Annotated in this window: 20 protein-coding genes; 9 read left to right on the forward strand and 11 right to left on the reverse strand. The window is 72.9% G+C overall.

Annotated features, from left to right (window positions below; genetic code table 11):
• The first annotated feature begins 21 nt into the window (after positions 1-21).
• Positions 22-2,322: a SpoIIE family protein phosphatase gene (locus ACZ3IJ_RS11980; protein ID WP_467467546.1), complete on the forward strand. Its 2,301-nt coding sequence runs from the start codon at positions 22-24 to the stop codon at positions 2,320-2,322.
• A gap of 152 nt (positions 2,323-2,474) precedes the next feature.
• Here the strand turns inward: ACZ3IJ_RS11980 and ACZ3IJ_RS11985 are convergent, their stop codons facing one another.
• Together ACZ3IJ_RS11985 and ACZ3IJ_RS11990 are read right to left on the reverse strand one after the other, a co-directional pair.
• A complete protein-coding gene (locus ACZ3IJ_RS11985) occupies positions 2,475-5,471 on the reverse strand; it encodes a HAMP domain-containing protein (protein WP_467467547.1) in 2,997 nt (998 codons plus the stop codon).
• Between the two features lie 153 nt (positions 5,472-5,624).
• On the reverse strand, positions 5,625-6,083 hold the full coding sequence (locus ACZ3IJ_RS11990) for an ATP-binding protein (protein ID WP_467467548.1): 459 nt from the start codon (positions 6,081-6,083) through the stop codon (positions 5,625-5,627).
• Positions 6,084-6,211: 128 nt separating this feature from the next.
• Here ACZ3IJ_RS11990 and ACZ3IJ_RS11995 point away from each other — a divergent pair, with 128 nt between their 5' ends.
• Complete coding sequence (locus ACZ3IJ_RS11995) at positions 6,212-7,096, forward strand: SigB/SigF/SigG family RNA polymerase sigma factor (RefSeq protein WP_467467549.1); 885 nt, start codon at positions 6,212-6,214, stop codon at positions 7,094-7,096.
• Between the two features lie 14 nt (positions 7,097-7,110).
• Here the strand turns inward: ACZ3IJ_RS11995 and ACZ3IJ_RS12000 are convergent, their stop codons facing one another.
• The 3 genes from ACZ3IJ_RS12000 to ACZ3IJ_RS12010 form a co-directional block, all read right to left on the reverse strand.
• A complete protein-coding gene (locus ACZ3IJ_RS12000; RefSeq protein ID WP_467467550.1) occupies positions 7,111-7,569 on the reverse strand; it encodes an ATP-binding protein in 459 nt (152 codons plus the stop codon).
• Between the two features lie 21 nt (positions 7,570-7,590).
• Positions 7,591-7,950 carry an STAS domain-containing protein gene (locus ACZ3IJ_RS12005; protein ID WP_467467551.1) on the reverse strand — a complete coding sequence of 120 codons (360 nt, stop codon included), beginning with the start codon at positions 7,948-7,950 and terminating at the stop codon, positions 7,591-7,593.
• A gap of 126 nt (positions 7,951-8,076) precedes the next feature.
• Positions 8,077-8,319 (reverse strand): DUF5133 domain-containing protein, encoded by a 243-nt coding sequence (locus tag ACZ3IJ_RS12010; protein WP_467467552.1) that lies wholly within the window; start codon positions 8,317-8,319, stop codon positions 8,077-8,079.
• A 142-nt stretch (positions 8,320-8,461) separates the two neighbouring features.
• On the opposite strand from ACZ3IJ_RS12010, the gene ACZ3IJ_RS12015 reads away from it, so the two are divergent.
• Both ACZ3IJ_RS12015 and ACZ3IJ_RS12020 read left to right on the forward strand, forming a co-directional pair.
• Positions 8,462-9,499: an NAD-dependent epimerase/dehydratase family protein gene (locus ACZ3IJ_RS12015; RefSeq protein WP_467467553.1), complete on the forward strand. Its 1,038-nt coding sequence runs from the start codon at positions 8,462-8,464 to the stop codon at positions 9,497-9,499.
• A 151-nt stretch (positions 9,500-9,650) separates the two neighbouring features.
• Entirely contained in the window at positions 9,651-10,109 is a 459-nt protein-coding gene (locus tag ACZ3IJ_RS12020) for a rho GDP-dissociation inhibitor (RefSeq protein WP_467467554.1), read from the forward strand.
• Here the strand turns inward: ACZ3IJ_RS12020 and ACZ3IJ_RS12025 are convergent.
• On the reverse strand, positions 10,064-10,954 hold the full coding sequence (locus ACZ3IJ_RS12025; RefSeq protein WP_467467555.1) for a glutathione S-transferase C-terminal domain-containing protein: 891 nt from the start codon (positions 10,952-10,954) through the stop codon (positions 10,064-10,066). The two genes, ACZ3IJ_RS12020 and ACZ3IJ_RS12025, sit on opposite strands and share 46 nt — an antisense overlap.
• A 221-nt stretch (positions 10,955-11,175) precedes the next feature.
• On the opposite strand from ACZ3IJ_RS12025, the gene ACZ3IJ_RS12030 reads away from it, so the two are divergent.
• The 4 genes from ACZ3IJ_RS12030 to ACZ3IJ_RS12045 all read left to right on the forward strand — a co-directional run bounded on the left by ACZ3IJ_RS12030 (position 11,176) and on the right by ACZ3IJ_RS12045 (position 15,145).
• Positions 11,176-11,634: an RrF2 family transcriptional regulator gene (locus ACZ3IJ_RS12030; protein WP_467467556.1), complete on the forward strand. Its 459-nt coding sequence runs from the start codon at positions 11,176-11,178 to the stop codon at positions 11,632-11,634.
• A 141-nt stretch (positions 11,635-11,775) separates the two neighbouring features.
• Entirely contained in the window at positions 11,776-13,119 is a 1,344-nt protein-coding gene (locus ACZ3IJ_RS12035; protein ID WP_467467557.1) for an acyl-CoA dehydrogenase family protein, read from the forward strand.
• Positions 13,120-13,236: 117 nt separating this feature from the next.
• Positions 13,237-14,109: a universal stress protein gene (locus tag ACZ3IJ_RS12040; RefSeq protein WP_467467558.1), complete on the forward strand. Its 873-nt coding sequence runs from the start codon at positions 13,237-13,239 to the stop codon at positions 14,107-14,109.
• 610 nt (positions 14,110-14,719) lie between these two features.
• The gene (locus ACZ3IJ_RS12045; RefSeq protein ID WP_467467559.1) at positions 14,720-15,145 is read left to right on the forward strand and encodes a CAP domain-containing protein; all 426 of its coding nucleotides are present in this window, start codon (positions 14,720-14,722) and stop codon (positions 15,143-15,145) included.
• Between the two features lie 62 nt (positions 15,146-15,207).
• On the opposite strand, the gene ACZ3IJ_RS12050 is transcribed toward ACZ3IJ_RS12045, so the two are convergent.
• From ACZ3IJ_RS12050 to ACZ3IJ_RS12070, 5 genes are all read right to left on the reverse strand, one after another.
• Positions 15,208-16,743, reverse strand: a complete 1,536-nt coding sequence (locus tag ACZ3IJ_RS12050) for a sigma-70 family RNA polymerase sigma factor (protein ID WP_467467560.1) — start codon at positions 16,741-16,743, stop codon at positions 15,208-15,210.
• 115 nt (positions 16,744-16,858) lie between these two features.
• Entirely contained in the window at positions 16,859-17,149 is a 291-nt protein-coding gene (locus ACZ3IJ_RS12055; protein WP_391799359.1) for a hypothetical protein, read from the reverse strand.
• Positions 17,150-17,245: 96 nt separating this feature from the next.
• The gene (locus tag ACZ3IJ_RS12060) at positions 17,246-19,465 is read right to left on the reverse strand and encodes an NADP-dependent isocitrate dehydrogenase (RefSeq protein ID WP_467467561.1); all 2,220 of its coding nucleotides are present in this window, start codon (positions 19,463-19,465) and stop codon (positions 17,246-17,248) included.
• Between the two features lie 45 nt (positions 19,466-19,510).
• Positions 19,511-20,554, reverse strand: a complete 1,044-nt coding sequence (locus tag ACZ3IJ_RS12065; RefSeq protein WP_467467562.1) for a phosphatase PAP2 family protein — start codon at positions 20,552-20,554, stop codon at positions 19,511-19,513.
• An 80-nt stretch (positions 20,555-20,634) separates the two neighbouring features.
• Positions 20,635-22,458, reverse strand: a complete 1,824-nt coding sequence (locus ACZ3IJ_RS12070; RefSeq protein ID WP_467467563.1) for a glycoside hydrolase family 15 protein — start codon at positions 22,456-22,458, stop codon at positions 20,635-20,637.
• Positions 22,459-22,598: 140 nt separating this feature from the next.
• Between ACZ3IJ_RS12070 and ACZ3IJ_RS12075 the strand changes: the two genes are divergently transcribed.
• Complete coding sequence (locus tag ACZ3IJ_RS12075; protein WP_467467564.1) at positions 22,599-23,417, forward strand: glycosyltransferase; 819 nt, start codon at positions 22,599-22,601, stop codon at positions 23,415-23,417.
• Positions 23,418-23,942: the final 525 nt, after the last annotated feature.

The raw sequence follows: 23,942 nt of genomic DNA on the forward strand, positions 1-23,942 counted from the left end.
GGCGGAGGGACGGCTGGAGTCGTGACGACGTCCGCGGAGGGGCCCCACGGGTCCCAGGGGCCCGGGACCGCCGGCCTGTCGGCCGAGAACCGGCGGCTGCGGGCCGAGCTCACCCGTCGCCATCTGATCGATCTGGCCACCGGTGTCCTCTCGGCCCAGATGGGGGCCTCCCCCGCCGACGCGGCGGAGCACCTGGCCGCACTGTCCAGGGCCACGGGGCTGGGCGTGGAGGACCTCTCCGCCGACATCGTCAACGGCGTCGCGGGGGGATCGGGGCGCGCGCCCGCCTCCTTCGCCCCTCCGTCCGCTCCGGCGCCAGCGGAGGACGAGGCGGCTCACGTCGTCTTCAGCACGCCCGAGGAGCGGCGTGCACGGCGGGCGGCCAGCACGGCGGAGACGCTGGACACCGTCGGCGAGGCGGCACACGCCCTGCTCGACGGCGCGCTGGTCCCGCTCGGCGCGGAGAGCCTGTGGCTCTGGCGTCGTGACGCGTGGGACTGCCTGCGCCTGGCCGGACACGCGGGTGTCGGTGCGGCGGAGGCGGCTGCCTGGCAGTGGATCCCGCCTGCGGCCCCGTCGGCGTTCCGCTCGGCCCTCGCCGACGGCGAGCCCGTGTGGCTGGACGGGGGACCGCCGGCCGCGGAGGTGCTGCCGGGCCCCGCGCCGCGCGCGGGGCGGGCCGTCCTCCCGCTGACGCTGCGCGGCGTGACGGTCGGCCTTGCCCTGGCCGCCTGGCCGGGCCCCACGACCTTCGACGAGCCCCTTCGCAGGGCCTTGGTGGGCCTCATGGACGTGGCGGGCACCGTGCTCGACGCGACGGACTCGCCCCCGTCGGGTTCCCCGGCGCTGGTGGACGTCCTGGACGCGCTCTCGCACCCGGCCATGCTGCTGCGGGTGGTCCCGCCCGCCTCGCCGCCGACGGTCGAGCATCTCAACGACTACGCCGTGGCGGCCCTCGGCGGGGCTCACCCGCCCGGTGACCGCTCCCTCGCGCTCGCCCTCCCCCTGCTCCACGCCGACATCGCCCACCTGGCGCGGCGCGCCCACCGGACGGCGCGCACCCAGCGCGTGGCGCGGCTCCCGGCGACCGCGGCCCCCGGAGAGGACGACAGCCCGCCGCTGGTCGACGTACGGGTCCTGCCGGCCGGCGACGAGCGGGTGGTGGTGCTGTGGCACGCCGCCACGGATCCCGGACTGGCCTCGGAGCGTGCCGTCTCCCGGCTGCAGAGCGTGGCGCTGTTCCAGGACAGCCTGACGGGCGGCGACACCGTGTGGTCGGAGCAGGCGTACGCGCTGTTCGGCCGGAGCCGTGAGGAGCCTCCCGTACCCCTGCTCGGGTTGCGCGGACTGGTGCACCCGGAGGACGGGGAGGCGCTGACCGATCTGCTCAGGGTGCTGACGGAGCGGCGCGTCGGGGCGCAGGCCGTGCTGCGGATCGTCCTCGGCGACCATGCCGTGCGTCATGTCCGGGTGGCCGCGGAGCCGCTCCTGGACGGCGGGAAGGTCACCGGCTTCGCGGGGGTCTACCAGGACGTGTCGGCGAGCCGCCGCACAGAGGCGGCGCTCACCGCGACCTTCGACCAGCTGACCGCCGTACGGACCCGGGCCGAGCTGCGGCACCAGATGGCTCAGCAGCTGCAGCAGGCGATCGTGCCCGAGGTCCCCGACCTCCAGGAGTTCCCCGGTCTCGTAGTGGCGGCCCGGTATCGGCCCGCCGCCGCGGAGTACCGGGTGGGCGGCGACTGGTACGACGTGCAGCCCCTGCCCAGCGGCAAGGTCCTCGTGGCCGTCGGGGACGTCGCGGGGCACGGGATCGAAGCGGTGACCGGCATGGTGTCGCTGCACAACGCCCAGCGGGGGCTGGCCTGCACCGGGGAGTCGCCACGGCGGCTGATGGGGTGGCTCAACGAGATGACGCTGCGTACGAGCGGGTACCCGACGGCGACCGCGGTGTGCGCGCTGTACGACCCGGCGGACCGGGAGCTGGTCTGGTCGAGCGCGGGACACCTGCCGCTGCTGCTCGTGCGGGACGGCGTGGCCCGGCTGATCGACCCGCCGCAGGACATCCTGCTGGGCGCGGTGCCCTCGTACGCGTACGAGGAACGGCGGACGGCGCTGCGGCCGGGCGACACGCTGCTGCTGTACACGGACGGGCTGGTCGAGCGCCGCCACGACGGCCTGGACGACGGACTCGCGCGGCTCGCCGCGCAGGCGGAACGGGTCAGCGGCTACCCGCCGAGCGAACAGGTGGATCGCCTGCTCGACGTCGCCGACGGCGACACGGACGACGACACGAGCCTCGTCGCCGTACTCGTGCGCTGACGAGCCCGCCGCCGGGGCCCACGCCTTGGCCCCCCGGGCGGGCTCCACGCCCCGGTCGGGGCGCGGCGAGCGCCGTCACGGCACGCGCGGCACCGGGTCACTCGGCGCCGCGGCAGGCGTGGCGCTGCCGGATCGGAGCCGGCCGCCCCTGCTCATGGCTCCGCGCCGTTCCGGCGCGGCGGGGCGCTCAGCCATTGGCGGACCTTGGCCATGAGTTCGTCGGCGTCCACCGGTTTCGCCACGTAGTCGCTGGCGCCCGCCGCGAGGGCCCGGGCGCGGTCACCCGGCATGGCCTTGGCCGTGACGGCGATGACCGGAAGCCCGCCGCGGCCGGGGAGGCCGCGGATCGCCTCTGTCGTGGCGTAACCGTCCATGCCCGCCATCATCACGTCCATCAGCACGAGTTCGACCTCGTCGTGCTGCTCCAGAAGCGCGAGCGCCGCCCTGCCGCCGTCGGCCTGGAGCACCTGGACACCGTGGCGTTCGAGCATCTCCGTGAGCGCGTAGACGTTGCGCCCGTCGTCGTCGACCACGAGCACCGTACGGCCGGCGGTCCAGGGGTCCTGGACGCCGCCGGGGGACGTACCGGAGGCTTCGGGGGCCGTGGTGCCGCCCGCGTCGGTCCCGGCCGCCCGCGCCCGCACGCCGGCCTGGGCGGGCCGCGGGGCGGGCAGGTAGAAGGTGAACCGGCTGCCTTTGCCGGGGGTGGAATGGACATCGATCGCTCCACCGAGCAGCCCGGCCACCTCGCGGCTGATGGAGAGGCCGAGCCCGGTGCCGCCGTAGCGGCGGGCCGTCGTCCCGTCCCCCTGCTGGAACGCGTCGAAGATCCCTTCGAGCCGCTCCGCGGGGATGCCCACGCCGGTGTCGGCGACCCGGAAGGCCAGCACGGGCCCGCTGCCTCGCAGCGCGACGGGCGGTTCGTCGTCGTCCGCGTACTCGATGACGAACTCCACCCCGCCCTCGTCGGTGAACTTCAGCGCATTGGAGAGGAGGTTGCGCAGGATCTGCCGCAGCCGCGACTCGTCGGTGGTCAGTTCTTCGGGCACGTCCGAGGAGACGGTCACCGAGAAGGTGAGGGCGCGCTCGTCGGCCACCGGACCGAACGTCGCCTCCAGGTACTCCAGGAGCTGGTGCAGTGCGAACCGTTCGGGCCGGATGTCCATCTTGCCCGCCTCGACCTTGGACAGGTCGAGGATGTCGTTGATCAGCTGGAGCAGGTCGGATCCGGCCGAGTGGATGACCTCGGCGTAGTCGACCTGCTTCTCCGTCAGGTTCCCCTCGGGGTTCTGCGCGAGCAACCGGGCCAGGATCAGGAGGCTGTTGAGCGGCGTGCGCAGCTCGTGGCTCATGTTGGCGAGGAACTCGGACTTGTACATGGACGTCCGGGAGAGCTGCTGGGCCCGCGCCTCCAGCTCCTGCCGGGCCTGTTCGATGACGAGGTTCTTGGACTCGATGTCCTTGTTGCGTTCGGCGAGCAGCGCCGCCTTCTCCTTCAGTTCGGCGTTGGAGCGCTGGAGTTCCTGCTGCCGCGCCTGCAACTCCTGTGAGCTGGAGCGCAGTTCGTCGGTGAGCCGCTGGGACTGGCCGAGAAGTTCGTCGGTACGGCGGTTGGCGACGAGCGAGCCGACGACGGCGCCCGCGGTGTCGACGAACCGGTCGAGGAAGTCACGGTGGATGGTGGTGAAGGGCCGGAGCGAGGCGAGTTCGACGGCGCCGAGGACCTGGTCCTCGACGACGATCGGAAGGATGATCAGCATGGCCGGTTCGCCGGAACCCGCCCCCGAGGCGATGGTGGCGTACCCGGCGGGGACGCCTTCGACCACGAGCGTGCGCCGGTCGCGGGCCGCCTGGCCCACGAGGGACTGGCCCAGCCGGAAGCGGCGGGCCGGGGCGTCGGGTTCGTCGGAGGAGCCGTAGGCGGCGGTCACCACGAGTTCGGTGCCGCGGTCGTCGTGCCGGGCGAGGAAGAAGGCTCCGTACTGGGCGGAGACCAGCGGCGGCACCTCGGTCATGATGAGTTCGGCGACGTCCGGCAGGCTGCGGGTGCCCTGCATGAGACCGGTGATCCGGGCGATGTTGGTCTTGAGCCAGTCCTGCTCCTCGTTGGCGCGGGTCGTGGCGCGCAGCGACTCGACCATCGCGTTGATGTTGTCCCGCAGGTCGCCGACCTCGCCCGGAGCCTCGACGGTGATGGAGCGGGTGAGGTCGCCCTCGGCGACGGCGCTGGTGACCTCGGCGATGGCGCGGACCTGCCGGGTCAGGTTGCCGGCGAGTTCGTTCACGTTCTCGGTGAGCCGCTTCCAGGTGCCGGAGACTCCCTCCACCTCGGCCTGAGCACCGAGCTTGCCCTCGGTACCGACCTCGCGGGCCACCCGGGTGACCTCCGCGGCGAAGGAGGACAGCTGGTCGACCATGGTGTTGATGGTCGTCTTCAGCTCCAGGATCTCACCGCGCGCGGCGACGTCGATCCGGCTGGTGAGGTCGCCCTGGGCGACGGCCGTGGTCACCTCGGCGATGTTGCGGACCTGGTTGGTCAGGTTGTCGGCCATCGAGTTGACGTTGTCCGTGAGGTCCTTCCAGGTACCGGAGACGCCGTGCACGGTGGCCTGGCCACCGAGCTTGCCCTCCGTGCCGACCTCACGGGCCACCCGGGTGACCTCCTCGGCGAACGAGGACAGCCGGTCGACCATCGTGTTGATGGTCTCCTTCAGTTCCAGGATCTCGCCGCGCGCGTCGACGCGGATCTTCCGCGTCAGGTCGCCCTGGGCGACGGCCGTGGCGATCTGGGCGATGGACCGGACCTGGGAGGTCAGATTGTCGGCCATCGTGTTGACGCCGGACGTCAGTTCGCGCCACACCCCGCTCACGCGCGGCTCGCGCGCCCGGCCGCCGAGCAGGCCCTGCCCGCCCACCTCCCTGGCGACCCGGGTGACCTCCGAGGTGACCAGGGAGACCTGGTCGACCATGTCGTTGTAGACGGACGCGATCTCCCCGAGGATGCCCCCGGCGGACTCGGGAAGCCGGACGGAGAGGTCTCCGTCGCGCACGGCGGTGAGGCCGGCCAGCAGCACACCGAGCCCGTCCTCACCGAGTCGGTAGGCGGGCGCGTGGGGATCGGGGCGGCCGGGCCGGGGGGAACTCTCCATCGCGGACCTCACGCTCCACGGAGGGGGTACGAGAGCGGTACGGACGCGGCGCCCGTGCCACGGAGGGTCCCGGTACGAGTACCGGGCGCACCCGCGGCGGGATCGTTCCGCTTCTCCACTCTAGGCACGCCGTCCCGGGGTCGGCAGCGCCTTCTAGGCAGGGCGCGCGAGTCCGGTGCCGTCGGTCACCGCCATCGCGAACCAGACCGCCTTGCCCTTGCCGCGAGGGACGGAGCCCCACCCTGCGGAGAGCCGTTCCAGCAGGTAGAGCCCGTGGCCCGAGGTGCTGCTCGCCCGGTGCGGACCGTGTGGCCGAGGGTGTACCGGGCTCGTGTCGCTGACCTGGACCCACAGTCGGCGGCCCGTGCGGTCGAGGCGGAGTTCGTACGGGGTTCCCCCGTGGTCGCAGGCGTTGGCCACGACCTCGGAGACGAGCAGCAGGATGTCGTCCACGGCCACGTTCCCGACGACCCGCGCGCCGAACCACTCCTGGAGCGCCCGCCGTGTGTGGTCGCGGCACTCACCGACCACGCCCGGGCCGGCACCCAGCGTGAAGAGCCGGGACCTGTCCCCCGCGCGGGTCGTCATCCCGCCGCTCGGTGCACTCGTCATACGTCTCCGCTTCCCGGTCATTCCGTGTCAAACCACACGGAAGGGGAATGATTGCCCATGGACGCGCGAACGACGGAGCCGTCCGCCACCAGCGGCGGAGGCTCACCCATCCCTCTCCAGGAGTTCTCATGTCCACCCTCCGCAAGCCCACCGACACGACCCGCAGAGCCGACGAGGCCGCGGCCGTGCGCGAGCGCGCGCTGGGCGGTCTGCCCGAGATCGACCGGCCCACCGAGGTGAGCACGACCGACGCGCAGACGCTCTCGACCGCCCTTTTCACCCGCCTGGAGGCGCTGGAGGAGGGTACGGCCGAGCACGCTTACGTGCGGAACACCCTGGTCGAGCTGAACCTCAGCCTGGTGAAGTTCGCCGCCCGGCGGTTCCGGAACCGGGCCGAGCCCGCGGAGGACATCGTCCAGGTCGGCACGATCGGCCTGATCAAGGCGATCGACCGGTTCGAGATCAGCCGGGAGGTGGAGTTCTCGGCGTTCGCGCTGCCCACGATCGTGGGCGAGATGAAGCGTTTCTTCCGTGACACCAGCTGGGCCGTCCAGGTGCCACGACGGCTCCAGGAGCTGCGCATCGAGCTGGCGAAGGCCGTGGACACGCTGGAGCAGCGGCTCGGCCGCCGCCCGACGCGGGCGGAGCTCTCCGACCATCTGCGGATCGACCAGGAGATCGTGGCCGAGGGCGAGCAGGCATCGAACGGCTATGTCGCCCGGTCGCTCGACACTCCGACCGGGGACGACGAGTCGGCGGTCCCCGCCGGCGCGCGACGGCTCGCCGAGGAGGAGCGGGCCTACGAGCTGATCGACGCGCTGGAGTCGCTGAAGCCGCTGATCTCGGAGCTCGACGAGCGCGACCGCACGATACTCGCGCTGCGGTTCGGCGAGGAGCTGACGCAGGCGGAGATCGGCGAGCGCCTCGGCCTCTCCCAGATGCACATCTCGCGCCTGCTGGCGCGCATCCTGGACGAGCTCCGGACGGGCCTCCTGCAGGACCCGGTGGACTAGGACCCGACGGTGGACTAGGACCCGGCGGTCCGGCCTCCGCCGGTGTGCGGCGTGGGGCGTGTGACCTCCAGCCAGACGACCTTGCCGTGGGCACGGGACTCGGAGCCCCAGGCCCCTGCCAGGCGGTCCAGGACCATGAGACCGTGACCGCCGGGCAGCGAGGGGGCGCGGGGCTGGCGTCGACGCGGGTGCTCGGGGTTCCCGTCGGAGACCTCGACCCGCAGGTGGTCGCCCCGGCGGTGCAGCACGAGTTCCTCGGGGCCGTCCGCGTGCAGACAGGCGTTGGTGACGACCTCGGAGACCAGGAGCAGGACGTCCTCCGCCCGCTCGCGGCCCTCGTCGTCCTCGGCAGGGATCCAGCCCCAGTCGCCGAGCGCCTCGGCGGTGAAGTCGCGGCAGCGCATCACGACGCCCTTGGTACCGAACAGCACCAGCCGCCGCACCTGTCCCTCGTCCACCGCTTTCCCGCCCACGACTCCCTCCGCCATCCGCGCCTAGCCGCCGGCCCGCCGGACGTCGAGCGCCTCGGCCACGTTCTCGTACACCCGGAACACCGTTCGCGCCCCCGTGATCTCGAACATCCGGGCGACGGGCGGGCGGAGGCCCGCCAGTTCCAGGCGACCGCCCCCTTCCAGGGCGGCCAGGCGGGCACGGAGCAGCACGTTCAGGCCGGTCGAGTCGCAGAAGCTCAGCTTCTCGCAGTCGACCAGGATCCGTTCCGCGCCGATCCGCTCCTCCAGAGCGTTCCGCAGGGTGTCCGCGGTGTCGTGGTCGAGCTCGCCCGTCAGGGAGAGCACCACGGCACCGGGCTGCGGTCCGGCTTCGGCCGCGACGGCGAACCGCTCCGACGTCATCGGATCACCCGCCTCCCTCCATGGTCGTACGGAGTCACGCTTCTATCCCTCTCATGCCCCCGACGCATCCCGCCACGCGGCTCTCACCCCGACGACCGGGACGACACGCCCGGGACGCGGCGGTCGTCAGGAACCGGGGAGGCCCTCCAGCGCCACCCGCGGCGCGGGGCTCGTCCCTCCCACGTACCGCTCGGCGGCGTGTACCGCCTCGCGCGGGGTCCGCTCCCCCATCAGCACACACAGCGTGTACGCCGTGTCCTCGAACCGCCTGCGGATCGACAGGTCGCCCGGTCGGGCGAGGACCACCCTCTCCTGGGCCCGGTAGTGCCGCAGCAGCCGGTCGATCTTGTTTCTGTCGGGCAGCAACATCATGCTCCTCCTGGCGCGGCCCCCACTCCCTCCGTCGCTCCATATTCGGGTCACCGCGTCACCCGCGCGACCCATGCGGACACGATCCGTCACGGGGCGCGGCCGACATGCGCTTTCGCCGGGAATGGCGGAAGGTCGATGCATGAAGGCGAGTACGGGACTGAAGGTCGTCGTGACGGGTGCCACGGGCAACGTCGGAACGAGCCTGACGCGCGTCCTGGCGGGCGAACCGCGGATCGCCTCCGTCCTCGGACTCGCGCGCCGCACCCCCTCGTTGACGCTGGAGAAGACCGAGTGGGCCGAGGTGGACCTCTCGCTGGAGAGCGACGAGCCACGGCTCGCCGAGTACATCGCGGACGCCGACGCGGTGGTCCATCTGGCATGGCGGTTCCAGCCGACCCACGACCCCGCCGAGACCTGGCGCTCCAACGTCCTCGGGTCGCTGCGGGTCTTCGACGCGGTGGCGGCGGCGCACGTGCCGACCCTGGTGTACGCGTCGTCCGTCGGCGCCTACTCCCCGGGGCCGGAGAACGGCCCGCCCGTCTCGGAGTCGTGGCCGACCCACGGCTGGCCGGGCGCCGCGTACACCCGTGAGAAGGCCTATCTGGAACGCGTCCTGGACACCTTCGAGCGCGACCACGCGCAGACCCGGGTGGTCCGGATGCGGCCCTGCTTCCTCTTCAAGGAGGAGGCGGCGAGCGAGCAGCGCCGGATCTTCGCCGGCCGGTACTTCCCGGGATGGCTGTTCCGGCCCGATCTGCTGCCGCTCCTGCCGGAGCTGCGGGGGCTGCGCTTCCAGGCACTGCACACGGACGACGTGGCCGACGCGTACCGCCGTGCGCTCGTACGGGACGTCCGGGGCCCCTTCAACCTCGCGGCGGACCCGGTGATCGACACCGCGGTGCTCTCCTCGCTGCTCGACGCCCGGCCGGTGAAGGTGCCGAGCGGCGCGGCGCGGAGCCTGCTCGCGGCCGCCTGGCACCTGCGGGTGGCGCCCGCCTCACCCGACCTCTTCGACGCCGTGCTGCGGCTTCCGCTGCTCTCCGCGGACCGGGCGCGGCGCGAACTCGAATGGGAGCCGTCCTCGACCTCGCTGGAGGCGCTGGGAGCCTTCCTGCGCGGTGTACGGGCGGGCAGCGGGGACGCCACCGGGCCGCTCACCGGGCGCCGCGTAGGCTGAGAGGACGCGGGCGCGTCGCGTGCCCCCTCCTCGCCGCGCCGCCCGTCGCACCACGTCCCGCCCGCATGCGCGGGGGCGAATCGGGTAGCCGCTGGTGCGTCGTCGTACCGTCCCCTCGTCCGCGAGGCCTGCTCCGGGAGGCGCGCACACCATGGTTTCCCTCGCCGACACGGCCCCGGCCGTACCTCCCCGGGAACGCCCTGCCGTCCGGTTGCTCGGACTGGAGCTGCAGTACACGGGCCACGAGGACATCTGTGTACCGGTGCCGGCGGCGGAGAAGGCGTCCGCCCCGTTCACGGTCAAGGAAGGCACGGAGTGCCGGGCCGTGGTCCGCTTCCGGGTGGACGGCTCGTCGGTGGCCGGCCTGAAGGTGGTCGACGTCAGGCACCGGGCCGGAACCGAACTCGGCGGCCGCGAGGTGGCGCTCGGGGACTTCCGGCACGGCGGCCCGTACGAGCTGGCGCTCCCGCCCGAGCGGGTTCCCAACGGCCCACGGGCCCGCGGCCTGTACGAGGTGAGCGCGGCGCTCGTCGACGGCGAGGGGCAGGTGCTCGACCGGAGCAGCTACCGCTTCGAGGTCAGGAAGGACTGGGAGCCGACCGCCGCCTGAAGGCCGCCGGAGGTGAGGGGGCCCGGACGTCCGGGGCCGGCTCCGTCGTCGAGCGCGGACGCGAACGCCGGGTGTACGGAGAGGCGTCGGGCGTAGGACCAGAGCGTCCGGTACTCCGCGATCCGTTCCAGGGCGGCGGGGTCGAGCCGCCCACGATGGACGGTGTCGAGGTGGACGAGCGTCACCCACACCTGGACGTCGGCCGCGGTGACGGTGTCGCCGAGAACGTACGGCTGCCGCTCCAGCACGCGTCCCAGCTCGCCCAGGGCGGCGAAAAGGACGACGAGCGGGCCCTGACGGGCCGCTTCCGCGTCGAGCCCCGGCTGTCCCGCGTCCCGCGCGGCGCCGTCGATGCCACGGGCGCAGAGGTCGCCGATCGCCTCGGTCTCCGCGTCGGAGCCGGGAGGCAGCAGGTCGGGCCGGTCCGGGCAGCGGAACCGGAGGGCGAGGTCGCGCACGATGTCGGGTGCGTGGGTGCTGACGATCCGGCCGGTCCACCGGTCACTGAGGACGGGCGCGGCCGCGGGGCCGGCGTATTGATGGGCGCTGGCCTCGTACAGGGCGCGCAGAGCGGTGTAGCCACCGCCGGGCGCGTCGGGGGTGGCGGGGAGGCACGTCAGGGGGACGGTCTCCTGGAGACCGAGGAGGGCGTGGGTGACGGCGATGCGCAGACAGCCGGGACAGCCGCGCGCCACATGGAGCCGGTAGCGGTGCGGAACGGGGTAGTGGCCGCTACGGACGTCCTGGCCGATCCGGCCGGAGAAGGCGGGCCGGGCGGCCGCCGGGGGGACGAACGGGGCGAGGTACGGCGGTTGGTACGGGCCGAGGTGCTGGATGACGGACATGCTTCTCCCTCAGGGTGCTCGGTGGTGGGTCACGACAGCGCTCGACGATGTCGGCACCCGCCCGGAGGCAGCGGCGTTTCCCATCATTCCCTACCTGTTCACTCGGATTCCCGTCCCCGAGTGTCGGCGCGGTCACGGTCCGCGTCAAGGGCGCGAGCCTCCCCGGACACGCCTCCCACGGCCGTACGGATCCGGTCACGCACGTGCGGAATAATGCGGTCATGCGCATCTCAGCCAGGGCCGACTACGCGGTACGCGCCGCGCTCCAGCTGGCCGCCGCCCAGGACGCGGGGCCGGTGAAGGCCGAGGCGATCGCAGACGACCAGGACATCTCGCACAAGTTCCTGGAGGGGATCCTCGGCGACATGCGCCGGGGCGGGCTCGTGCAGAGCCAGCGCGGCGGGAACGGCGGCTACTGGCTGGCCAGGCCGGCGGAGTCGATCACCGTGGCGGACGTCATCCGCTGCGTGGACGGCCCCCTGGTGTCCGTCCGCGGGGTCCGGCCGCCGGAGCTGTCGTACACGGGTCCGGCCGAGTCCCTGCTGACCCTCTGGATCGCACTGCGGGCGAACGTGCGCCAGGTGCTCGACGGGGTCTCCCTCGCGGACCTCGCGGCGGCGAAGCTGCCGACCGAGATCTCCGGGCTCGCCGAGGCGCCGGACGCCTGGACCAACCCCTGAGCCGTCTTCGGCTCTCCACCCACGCGTCTCGGTTCACGAGATTCAACTGTCCATGATGTGAACGCCTCTTGGCGTCGGGGCGACCCTCTGAAATTATCCCTACCATTCCAGTGGGAAACATAGGGATCCTGAGAGGGTGACGTGAGAACGCCGAAGAAGTCAGCGCCGCGCCCCACCTCCCGACCGGACGGCCGCCGTGGTGACGACGAGATCTGGCCCCGCGTGACCCGGGAGCTCGCCGACGACCTGGCCTTCGACGCCCCGGCCAGGGACCGGGCGGGCAAAGCTCCGTTCGACGAGGTGGCCCGGCTCCAGGAGGCCGGACTGCCCGCACTGCTCGCTCCGCCGGGTCCGGGCGGCCGGGGCACCGACTGGCGGGCGGCCTGCGCGGTCGTCCGGGAGATATCCGCGGCCGACAGCTCGATCGGCGAACTCCTCGCCCACCATCACGTCCTCTCCTGGACCGCCCGCTTCCTCACCGGCGGCGAGGCACCCGGCCCCGTGAGCGGGGCACCCGGCCGCGCCAGTGAGCCGCACGGCGCCTTCGAGGGCGCCACGGCACGAGAAGGCCGCCTGCTGGCCGGCGGCATCGAGCCGTCCCGTACTCCCGGGGAACCCGGCCTCACCCTCACCCCGGCGCCGGGCGGACACGTCCTCCATGGGCGCCGTTCCTTCGTCTCCGGCGTGACCGTCGCCGACCGGCTCGTCGTCGGGGCGCGCTGTACGGAGACCGGGGAGCTGCTCGTCGTCCTGGTGGACCCGGCGGATCCGGCGGTCTTCACCGAGCCCGCGGCCGAGCGGGTCGGGCAACGCCTCGCGGGCGCCGGGACGGTGACGTTCGATCAGGTACGGGTGGACGCGGAGAACGTGCTCGGTTCGCTCCCCCGCGACGAGCACGCCGTCCCGCCCTTCACGACGCTGGCCCCGCTCGCGCTCCGGCTCCTCCTCGTCCACGTCGGGCTCGGCATCGCCGAAGGCGCGCTGGCCGAGGCCCGGGACGTCAGTCGCGCGACCCGTGCCGTCCCCCGGCACCTCGCCCGTTCCGCCGGACCGCGCACGGGCACCGCCGACGACCCGCTCGGCGACGCGTTCGGCGGCGAGGACCCGTTCCTCCTGCTGGCGTACGGGGAGCTGGCCACCTCCGCCCATGCCGCCGCGGCCGTCGTCGAGCGGGCGACGGACGCCCTGGCGCGCGGTCTGATGACAGGAGACGCGCTCGGGGTCGAGGAGCGCGCCGACATCGCCGTCCTGGTCGCCGCCGCCGAGGCCGTGACGAGCCGGGCGGCGGTACGGATCACGAGCCGGATCCTCGAACTCGTCGACGCCACGGAGCCCGCCGGCGCCCCTGGCGGCGGCCCCGGCTTCGACCGCTTCTGGCGCAACGCCCGCGCCCTGACGGCCCGGACGTCCGCCGCGCACCGTATGCGCGACATCGGCGACCACTACCTCCACGGCACACGGCCCGGGCTCAGACTGCTCGCGTGACGCGCGGGGTCGGCGCGTCGGGACCTCCGGCTCTCTCGTCGTGCGGCGGTTTGACCCAAGCTGGGGAGGAAAGGCGCCGGTCGACAGGCCGAGTCGTCGAGTGAGGGAGGCAGCCTGATGAGCCGTGGGATCGTCGCCGGAGTGGACGGTTCGCCCGAGAGTCTGGCAGCGGCGGACTGGGCCGCGCGGGAGGCCGTGCACCGCGGACTCGCCCTGCGGCTGGTCCATGCCTGGCGGCCGCGGCCCTCCGACCTCCCGCTGACGCAGGACCCGGTGCATCAGGAACATCTGGCCGACAAGGTGGTGCGCGGGGCCGAGTCGACGATCGCCTCGCGGTTCCCCGGCCTCCCCCTCACCGCCGAGGTCCTGCCCGACTCGCCGGTCGCCGCGCTGCTGAGCACCGAGGAGCGGGCCGAGATGCTCGTCATCGGCTCGCGCGGGTACGGCCCGGTGAAGGGGTTCCTGCTCGGCTCGCACGGTCAGCAGATCATCGCGGGCGCCACCCGGCCCGTCGTGGCGGTCCGTGCGCACGGCGGCGAGGAGCCGGACCCCGAGGGCGGCGAGATCGTCGTCGGTCAGCTGGGCGGGCCGGAGGACAGCGCCCCCGCGCTGGAGTTCGCGTTCGCGACGGCGGCGGCGCGCGGTGCGTCCGTACGGGCTGTTCGGGCGTGGAGCCTGCCGTCCCTGTACGCCTACAGCCCCGGGTCGATGGCGCTCGCCGACGAGGCCGGCGGGCTCGTCCCGTACGAGGAGAAGGCGCTGCGCGAGGCTCTGGCGCCATGGCGGGAGCGGTACCCGGAGGTCCGGGTGACGGAGCAGGTGGAGATCGGGAGCGCCGGGCAGGTGCTGCTCAGCTCGTCGGGCGGTGCGTGGCTGCTCGTGGTCGGGCGGCGGGCCCGGCGCGGGGCGGTCGGCCCCCGGATCGGCTCCGTGGCGCACGCGGCCCTCCATCTGGCTCCGTGCCCGGTGGCGGTCGTGCCGCACGGGTGATGCGCTGGCGCTACGGGTTGACCCGGCGGGGTGACGCGGCAGGTTGACGCGGTGTGTCGGCTGGTCCTGGCCCGGAAAGGGTTATGACCGCCGCCCCGGCGGCTCTCCCCCTCCGCCGGACCGTCCGGCGGGCCCGGAGAAGAGAGCGGAGCCCATGGAGCACCACGACGAGCCACGCCCCCACGAGCAGCGGACGAGCGCCGTTGGCCGGCACCGCAGAGGCGGGAGTCCCCGGCGCAGGGCCGGCCGGGCGCCCTCCTTCCGGACCGCCGTGGCGCTCGCGGGTGCGGCCACGGCGGTGCTGACGGTCGCTGCCGGGGCGTACGTGGCGTCCCTGGGGAGCCCCTCAGGGACGGACACCCGTTCGGAGGGGGTCGCCCTGACGAATGTGGCGCCCCTCGTCGGTAGGTCCGCGCCACCGACCCGGGGTCCGTCCGCACCGGCCCCCGCGCCCTCCACCCCGGCCGGGGCCACCGGCACCGGGGTCACCCCGTCGGTGACGCCCTCTCCACCCCGGTCCGCGCCCCCGGCGCCCGCCCCGAAGGAGTCCGCGCCGGCCTCGACGCCGGCGGTTCAGGCACCTTCCCGGGCCCCCGCGCCCGAGAAGGCCGTGGTCGCCGCGGCCCCGGAACCGGGCGGTGCCGGGACGTCCGCGCAGTTCGTCGAGCAGGTCGTCGCGCTCGTCAACACCGAACGGGAGAAGGCCGGTTGTTCGCCGCTGCGCGCCGACGGCCGGCTGCACGAGTCGGCACAGGCGCACGCGGACGACATGGCGGACCGCGACTACTACGCCCACACCACTCCCGAGGGCCGGGACGCGGGCGACCGCATCACGGCGGCCGGGTACACCTGGTCGAGCTGGGCGGAGAACATCCACCGCGGCCCCAAGACCCCCGTGGAGGCCATGAAGGGCTGGATGAACAGCGCCGGACATCGCCGCAACATCCTCAACTGCTCGTTCAAGGACCTCGGCGTCGGAGTGGCGCTGACCTCCGACGGGCCCTGGTGGGTGCAGAACTTCGGCGTCCGGCGCTGACCCGCGGCCCGGTGCGGCGGTACGGTGCCGCGGCCCGGTGGGTCCGGTGCGGCGGCATGGGCTCAGGAGGCGGGCGTGGCCAGCTTCTGCACCCAGACCGTCCCGTCGGGACCCGGCACGGCGGCGACGCCGGTGTCGCGGTAGCGGCAGTTCAGCATGTTCTGCTCGTGCATCGCGCCGTCCATCCAGCCGTCGAAGACGTCGGCCGGATCGGACGCGCCGCGCGCCAGGTTCTCGGCCCAGGCCGACCAGGCGTACCCGGCGGCCGTGATCCGGGCGTCGGCGAAGCGTCCCTCGGGGCTGCTGTGCGCGTAGTAGCCGCGGCGCACCATGTCCCGGGCGTAGGCGCGGGCCGCCTCGGCGAGGCGGGGATCGTTCCTCAGGGGCTTGCATCCCGCCTCCGCCCGCCGCTGGTTGACCAGGCGGTTCAGCCGCTCCTCGGGGGTGGCCGTCCGTGTCGGGGTGGGCGTCGGGGTCGGGGTGGGGGTGGGCGAGGGTGTGGTGGGGCTGGGCAGCGGCGGGGTGGTGGTCGGGGCCGGGGGCGGGGCCGCCACAGGAGGGACCGGGGGCGCGGGCTTGCGGGCATCCGGATCGGAGGGCACCAGCAGGATGATCCCGCCGAGCACGCCGAGGGTGACCGCTCCGGCGACCCAGGCCCGCCGCAGCGAGCCCCCGGCCGCCCCGCCCGCCCCGGCTCCGGAGTCCGGAGGAATCGGGTCCGCCGGCGCGCCCGCGTACGGAGCCGGTTCGGATCCGGTGGCCGTGTACGGAGCCGGGTTCGCCGCGTCCGCCGCCCAGGCGACCGTCTCCGCTCCCTGCGGCGGCGTGGCCCAGAGCAGGAGCGGGGGCACGAGGGCCAGGCCCACCAGCAGCGCCTCGGCGGGGGCGAGGTTCGCGCCTGCGGGGACGCACCGGCCGCAGCTCGTCACATGGCGGGCGAGGCGCTTGCGCCAGAGCGGGGACGGCCGGCCGTCCCAGTCCTCGGTGAGCTGCGCCAGCTCCGCGCAGGTCGGCCGCCCCGCCAGGGCGCGTACGACCTCCCGGCCCGTCTCCAGGCGCTCCTTCATCCGCTGGACGCGGACGGCCGCGTGGGCGGCGGTGACCTCCAGCGCCTCGGCCAGCTCCGCGCGGCTGAGTTCGCCCCCGGCCTCCAGCCACCACAGGGCGAGCACCTCTCGGTCGCTCTCGTCGAGCCAGCGGGTCGCCTCGGCCACCTCGCGCCGCTGCCCGGAGAGCCCGAGCCGCAGGATGGTCACGTCGACGAAGTCACCGTCGGGGTCGGCGAGCTCGGCGGCCCGGTCGAGGCCCGGGACGGGTCCGTTCTGCCGTTCGCGCCAGCGCCGGCGGATCTGGTTCATCGCGATGGCGACGAGCCAGGACCGGAAGCGCTCGGGGTCCCGGAGTCCGGGGAGTCCGTCGAGGGCGCGGACCATCGTCTCCTGGACGACGTCGTCGACGTCCGCGTGGCCGTCGAGCGCCCGGCCGACGATGTTGTAGACCAGCGGAAGGTAGGCGCGTATCAGCAGCTCGCCGGCTTCGGTGTCTCCGGCCGCGGCCGCGTCCACCAGTGCGGCCGTGCCGCGCTCGTCGCTGTGCATGTGCCCTGCTCCCTCGTACCTGGGTCTGTCCGTCCCCGTCGTGAGGAGACCCGTGGGAGCGGGCGGGATAACACTTCGCGGCCGGGGACGCGAGGTTACCGGGCCGCCGGACAGGCTATGCGGGTGGGTGGGGCATGGACGGCACGGTCGCCTCGTGCCCTGCCCGTACGGCCTCGACGGCGGCCTCGTGGAGTTCGCGGCTCTCCGCCTCGGAGGAGCACGGCACCGGGCTCCCCGACATCGTGAACCAGTCGGATGCGCCGGTGTACTGCACGGCTACGCGTGCTTCCCCATCTGCCCAGGTGGTGTGCACGGTCAGGTCGCCGGTGACCGTACCGACTTCCTCGGTGAGCACCCCACCCCGCCCGGTGTAGACGCCGGGGGTCGTCCATGAAGCCCAGCTCATCCATCCAGGTTCACACCCGGATGCCACATGCGCCACCGACGGGACCGCCCCGGCCGGAGGAATTCCGGCCGGGGCGGCTGAGCTGTCGTTCCGCGATCAGACGAGGGACGCGACGGCCTCGTTGAAGGTGGCGGACGGACGCATCACGGCCGCGGCCTTGGCCGGGTCGGGCTGGTAGTAGCCGCCGATGTCGGCCGGGGAGCCCTGGACCGCGTTGAGCTCGGAGACGATGGTCTCCTCCTGCTCGGTCAGGGTCTTGGCCAGGCCCGCGAAGGCCTCCGCGAGCTGCGCGTCGTCGGTCTGCCTGGCCAGCTCCTGGGCCCAGTACAGGGCCAGGTAGAAGTGGCTGCCGCGGTTGTCGATACCACCGACGCGACGGGTCGGCGACTTGTCCTCGTTGAGGAAGGTGCCGGTGGCGCGGTCGAGGGTGTCGGCCAGGACCTGGGCGCGGGCGTTGCCCGTGGTGGTGGCCAGGTGCTCGAAGCTGGCGGCCAGGGCGAAGAACTCGCCCAGGGAGTCCCAGCGGAGGTAGTTCTCCTTGACGAGCTGCTGGACGTGCTTCGGGGCGGAGCCGCCGGCACCCGTCTCGAACAGGCCGCCGCCCGCCATCAGCGGGACGACCGACAGCATCTTGGCGCTGGTGCCCAGCTCCAGGATCGGGAAGAGGTCGGTCAGGTAGTCACGGAGGACGTTGCCGGTGACGGAGATGGTGTCCTCGCCGCGGCGGATGCGCTCCAGGGAGAACTTCGTCGCCTCGACCGGGGAGAGGATCTTGATCTCCAGGCCCTCGGTGTCGTGCTCCGGCAGGTACTGCTCGACCTTGGCGATGAGCCGCGCGTCGTGGGCGCGGGTCTCGTCCAGCCAGAAGACGGCCGGGGCGCCGGTGGCGCGGGCGCGGGTGACGGCGAGCTTGACCCAGTCCTGGATGGGCAGGTCCTTGGTCTGGCAGGCGCGGAAGATGTCGCCCTCGGCGACCTCCTGCTCCAGGACGACGTTGCCGGCCGCGTCGACGAGACGGACGGTGCCGGCCGTGGCGATCTCGAAGGTCTTGTCGTGGGAGCCGTACTCCTCGGCCTTCTGCGCCATCAGACCGACGTTCGGGACGGAGCCCATGGTCGACGGGTCGAAGGCGCCGTGGGCGCGGCAGTCGTCGAGGACGGCCTGGTAGACACCGGAGTAGCTGCTGTCCGGGAGGACGGCGAGGGTGTCGGCCTCCTGGCCGTCCGGGCCCCACATGTGGCCGGAGGTGCGGATCATGGCCGGCATCGAGGCGTCGACGATGACGTCGGACGGCACGTGCAGGTTGGTGATGCCCTTGTCGGAGTCGACCATGGCGAGGGCCGGGCCCTCGGCGATCTCGGCCTCGAAGGACGCCTTGATCTCGGCGCCGTCCGGGAGGGCGGCGAGGCCGTTGAGGATGCCGCCCAGGCCGTCGTTCGGGGAGAGGCCCGCGGCGGCGAGCGCCGCACCGTGCGCGGCGAAGGTCTTCGGGAAGAAGGCGCGTACGACGTGGCCGAAGACGATCGGGTCGGAGACCTTCATCATCGTGGCCTTGAGGTGCACGGAGAACAGGACGTCCTCGGCCTTGGCGCGGGCGACCTGCTCGGAGAGGAAGGTACGCAGGGCGGCGACGCGCATCACGGAGGCGTCGACGACCTCGCCGGCGAGGACGGGGACCGACTCGCGCAGGACGGTGGTGGTGCCGTCGGCGGCGACGTGCTCGATGCGCAGGTCGCCGGCCTCGGTGACGACGGCGGACTTCTCGGTGGAGCGGAAGTCGTTCTGGCCCATCGTCGCGACATTGGTCTTGGAGTCCGGGCTCCAGGCGCCCATGCGGTGCGGGTGGGTCTTGGCGTAGTTCTTGACCGAGCCGGGGGCGCGGCGGTCGGAGTTGCCCTCGCGCAGGACCGGGTTGACAGCGCTGCCCTTGACCTTGTCGTACCGGGCGCGGACGTCCTTGTCCTCATCGGTCTGCGGGTCGTCCGGGTAGTCCGGGAGGGCGTAGCCCTGCGCCTGGAGCTCGGCGATCGCGGCCTTCAGCTGCGGGATGGAGGCCGAGATGTTCGGCAGCTTGATGATGTTGGCCTCGGCCGTCTTGGCCAGGTCGCCGAGCTCGGCGAGGGCGTCGTCGATGCGCTGCCCCGCTTCGAGACGCTCGGGGAATCCGGCGATGATGCGCCCGGCCAGGGAGATGTCACGGGTCTCGACATTGACTCCGGCCGTCGAGGCGTAGGCCTGGATCACGGGCAGGAACGAGTACGTCGCCAGGGCGGGCGCCTCGTCAGTGTGGGTGTAGATGATGGTCGAGTCAGTCACCGGGTGTGCTCCGCTCCACGTCTGCGTCTGCGAGATTGCTCGACATCAAGATATCTCGTGATCGGCCTCGGTGGGAAAGGGCCCTGTCGGCTCCGTCGCGACGGTGCCCGTGAGCCGGTACGGGACGGGTGTGGCGCCCAGGTCGACGCGGCGGAGCAGGGCGAGCAGTACGAGCGTGACCGCCGCTCCCGCCCCGGCGACGAGGGCCTGCCCGGCCCGGTAGGCGAGGCGCGGGACGGACGGGTCGGTGGGCTCCAGGACGTACATGGAGTCGACCAGGAGGACGGTTCCGCTGCCGAGGCCGCCCACCGCGACGAGCGCGAGGGGCGCCACGACGAAGAGCGTGAGGACGGGGAAACGCCGGGTCAGTGCGGGGGCGACCTTCCCGCGCCGGGCGAGGATCGCGATCAGCCCGCAGGCCACGGCGAGCACGAGCAGGTCGGCGCCGATCACGTCACTCGGGCGGTGCCATCCGGCGGCCACCGTGTACGCGCCCACGGCCAGGGCCCACAGGGCGCTGAGGCCCACGGCGAGACCCCTCGCCCGGTAGGGGACGACGAGGGTGAGCCCGAACATGACGCTCATCGCGATGGCGGTGTGCCCGCTGGGGAAGCTGTTCGGCGACAGGTGCGCGGGGGCCTCGACGAGGTCCGGACGGGCCAGGAGGAAGCGCCCGAGCGCCTCGGCGAGGAAGAGGCACGCCGCGACGGTGCCCAGGGCGGCGACCGTGAGCGCGTACCGCCGGCGCAGCATCCCGATCGCGGTCAGGACGAGCAGGACGACGGCGAGGGAGGAGACGGTGATGTGCTGGAGGGCGCGGTTCGTCTCGTGGGCGGCGGCGAGCGTCTCGTCGGTGAAGCGGCCGGCGAGGACGGCGTTCTCCCAGCGCTGGCCCGTCGCGGTCAGGACGAGTCCGGCGTAGACGACCGCCATGAGCAGCACCGAGCCGAGGCAGGCGCGGCGCATCCGCTTGCGTACCCGGGTGCTGAAGGAGTCGGCCGCTTCACCGGCGACGGCGGCGTACCACCAGGTGCCGTTCTCCAGCGTCGGCACTCTGCCGTCGGTGCGGAGCCTGTCGTAGGGAGCCATGCTCCGATTCGAACCCGGTGGGGTCCGGAGCGCCCGCTGGACGCACCCGAACGAATCGCCGAGCGGTCGTTCCGGCACGATCACGCCGCGGCGGACCGTCCTGCGGGGGAACGAGCGTGACGGCGGGTTCCGAAGAGGGTGAACGCCGTGTTCACCAGGGCCACGTGGCTGAGCGCCTGGGGCGTGTTCCCGAGCTGGCGGCCCGCGTGCGGGTCCCACTCCTCGGCGAGCAGTCCCACGTCGTTGCGGATGTCGAGAACGCGCTCGAAGGCGGTACGGGCCTCGGCCGGCCGGCCCGTCATCGCCAGGGCGTCGGCGTACCAGAAGGTACAGGCGAGGAAGGCACCTTCGGCGCCGTCCAGGCCGTCCACCTCGTGCACCTCGCCGTTGCCGACGTCCGCGTACCGGCGGACGAATCCGCGGTCGTCGAGCCTGCCCATCGCCTCCACCGTGCTCAGGACGCGCGGGTCGGACGGCGGCAGGAAGCCGAGCCGGGGGATCAGGAGCGCCGTCGCGTCGATGCGCCGGGCGCCGTAGTACTGGACGAACGACTGCTGCTCGTCGCTCCAGCCCCGCGCGCACACCTCGTCGCGCAGTTCGCTCCGCATGGCCTGCCAGCGCTGGACGGAGGCGCGCAGACCCGCGACGCGGGCGAGGCGCAGGGCACGGTCGGCGGCGACCCAGGCCATGATCTTGGAGTGGACGAAGTGGCGTCGCGGGCCGCGCACTTCCCAGATCCCCTCGTCCGGTTCCCGCCGGTGCTTGTCCACGTAGTCCAGCAGGGAGGCCACCAGGCTCCAGACGTGCGGGTCGATGGCGACTCCCGCGCGGACGGCGGAGTAGACCGTGCTCAACACCTCTCCGTAGATGTCCAGTTGGAACTGGCCGACGGCGGCGTTGCCGAACCGGACCGGTCTGGAGTCCTCGTAGCCGGGCAGCCAGTCGGCGCGCACCTCGGGGAGGCTGCGCTGGCCGGCCACGCCGTAGAGCGGCTGGAGGTCGGCGGGGTCGCCCGCGACGGCACGAACGAGCCAGTCCTTCCAGGCGAACGCCTCGCGCCGGAATCCGCTGCGCAGGAGGCAGGACAGGGTGAAGGTGGAGTCGCGCAGCCAGCAGAACCGATAATCCCAATTCCGTTCTCCCCCGATGCGTTCGGGGAGTGAAGCGGTCGCCGCCGCGATGATTCCTCCGGTCGGTTCGTAGGTGAGGGCCTTCAGGGTGATGAGCGACCGGAGGACAGCCTCGCGAAAGGGTCCTTCGTAGTGGAATTGCGCGGTCCATTCGTCCCAGAAGGCGAGGGTGCGCGTCAATTCCGCCGCCACGTCGGGTTCCGGGGGCGGTGCGGAATGGGAAGGGCTCCAGGCGAGGACGAAGGGAATGCGCTGACCCGCCGTCACCGATGCGTCGAGCGTGATGCATTCGTCGGTGACACCGATCTCGACGCCCGGCCCGCACCGCAGATGGGCGGCGTCCGGGCCGGCCACCGTCGCGACCGCGCGCCGGTCGACACGCCGCGACCAGGGGACCACGCTGCCGTGATAGAAGCGCATCCTCAACTCGCCGTGCAGGTCCACACGTCCGGAGACACCCTCCACCAACCGGATGATCTGCGGCGTCCGTTCACGCGGGGGCATGAAGTCGATGATGCGCACCGTGCCGGACACGGATTCCCAGACCGACTCCAGAACGAGTGAATCATCTCGGTAACTCCGGCGACTGCACAGACGATTTCCGATCGGCGCCAGACTCCACGCCCCGTGCGACTCGTCTCCGAGGAGTGCGGCGAAACAGGCGGGCGAGTCGAAGCGAGGCGCGCACCACCAGTCGACAGCTCCGTCCTTCCCGATAAGGGCCGCCGTCTCCAGATCGCCGATGAGGGCGTAGTCCTCAATTCGCCCTGCCATGAACGGATTGTAATCCCGCCAGGAATGCGGCGCACGGACGGAGAGACGGACCTTGACGTCACGGCCTTGCGCGCAGGATGCTGAAAGTCGCTCCCGCGATTCTGGAGAAAGCCGTACCAATGGGTAACGGGCCACATCCGATGCGCCGGTCGACCGACCGTTCGCCCCACGCGGACACCCGCACGGTGAGCGTGGTGATCGCGGTGCGTCCCGGGGACCACGACACGGACCGGCTGCTGGAGCAGATACCGGCCGAAGTCGGCGAGGTCGTGCTGGTCGGGGCCACGGAAGGCACGTCGGCGAGGACGCCGGAAGGGCGCGACGGCGGGACGGGCGACGGCCGGGCGGGCGAGGCGGGCGGCGCGCGCGCCGCGGTGACCGTACGCCGGCTCGGGCCGTGGGACTGCGCGGCGGGCGACGTCCCGCACGCGGGGCTGCTCGCCGCGACCGGCGAGTTCATCGTCCTGATGGGGGCCGACGGCAGCATGTCGCCGATGGAGATCCCGCACTACCTGCACTACCTGGACAGTGGGTACGACTTCGTCAAGGGCTCGCGCTTCATCGCGGGCGGCGGCGTCGCCGACTACCCGCTCGTACGCCGACTCGGTCACAGCGCACTGCTGCGCCTCGCCCGGCAGCTCTACGGCCAGCGCCTGACAGACCTCTGGTACGGCTTCTGCGCTTTCCGCCGAGGCTTCGTCGACCTGCTCGACCTGCGGGAGCACGGTGTGGAGCTGGGTGCCGAGCTGGTCACCCACGCCCTGCACTACGGGCTGCGGATCGCCGAGGTGCCGAGTCTCGAACTGCCGCGCCGCCACGGCCTGTCGCCCGCTCGCACGTTCCGTGACGGGACGCGCATCCTGGGCGGGCTGCTCGACGAGCGCCCGCACAACGCCCTGCATCGGCTGGCGCCGTCACCGCGTCTCGCGGGCCGGGCGGAACGGGCCGACCACGCTTGACGGATCAGAAATCCGATGCTAACGCTAGAAGTCAGGCATTTTGGACGCATGGCAGACCCTCGGCAGGGTCCGGTTGCCGGAAGAAGTTCCTCGTGAGGTCACATCTGATCGGCAGGACGCCGGCGGCACCCGCACCGCATCCGCTGCGACGGGTGACCGACTGGCCCTTCGCCGAGTCCCGGCGCCGTAACCCGTCCGACCCGTCCCGCCGCCCCGCGTCTCATCCCGGACGACGGGCGACCGACCGGCTCGTGCCTTCGGTCCGCAACCACCGTTGCACCGTGCGCCGTCAGCGTACGGCAGCCAGGCGCCGGCGTTCCCGTACCGTCCGCTCTCGCGCCGCGCACGCCCGACGCGGCGGCGGATCACACGGCCCACCCTCGGAACACGCCGGACCCGGGGGTCATGTCCAGCCCACAGCACGCACGGACTCCGCCTTCGCCGCGCCCTCCGAGGCGCCCTTCGACGTGCCATCCGGGGTGCGCGAGCGCCCGGCGTGGAACACCGGGGCGACGAGGCGGGCCG

The sequence above is a fragment of the Streptomyces sp. NPDC013317 genome, assembly GCF_055563155.1.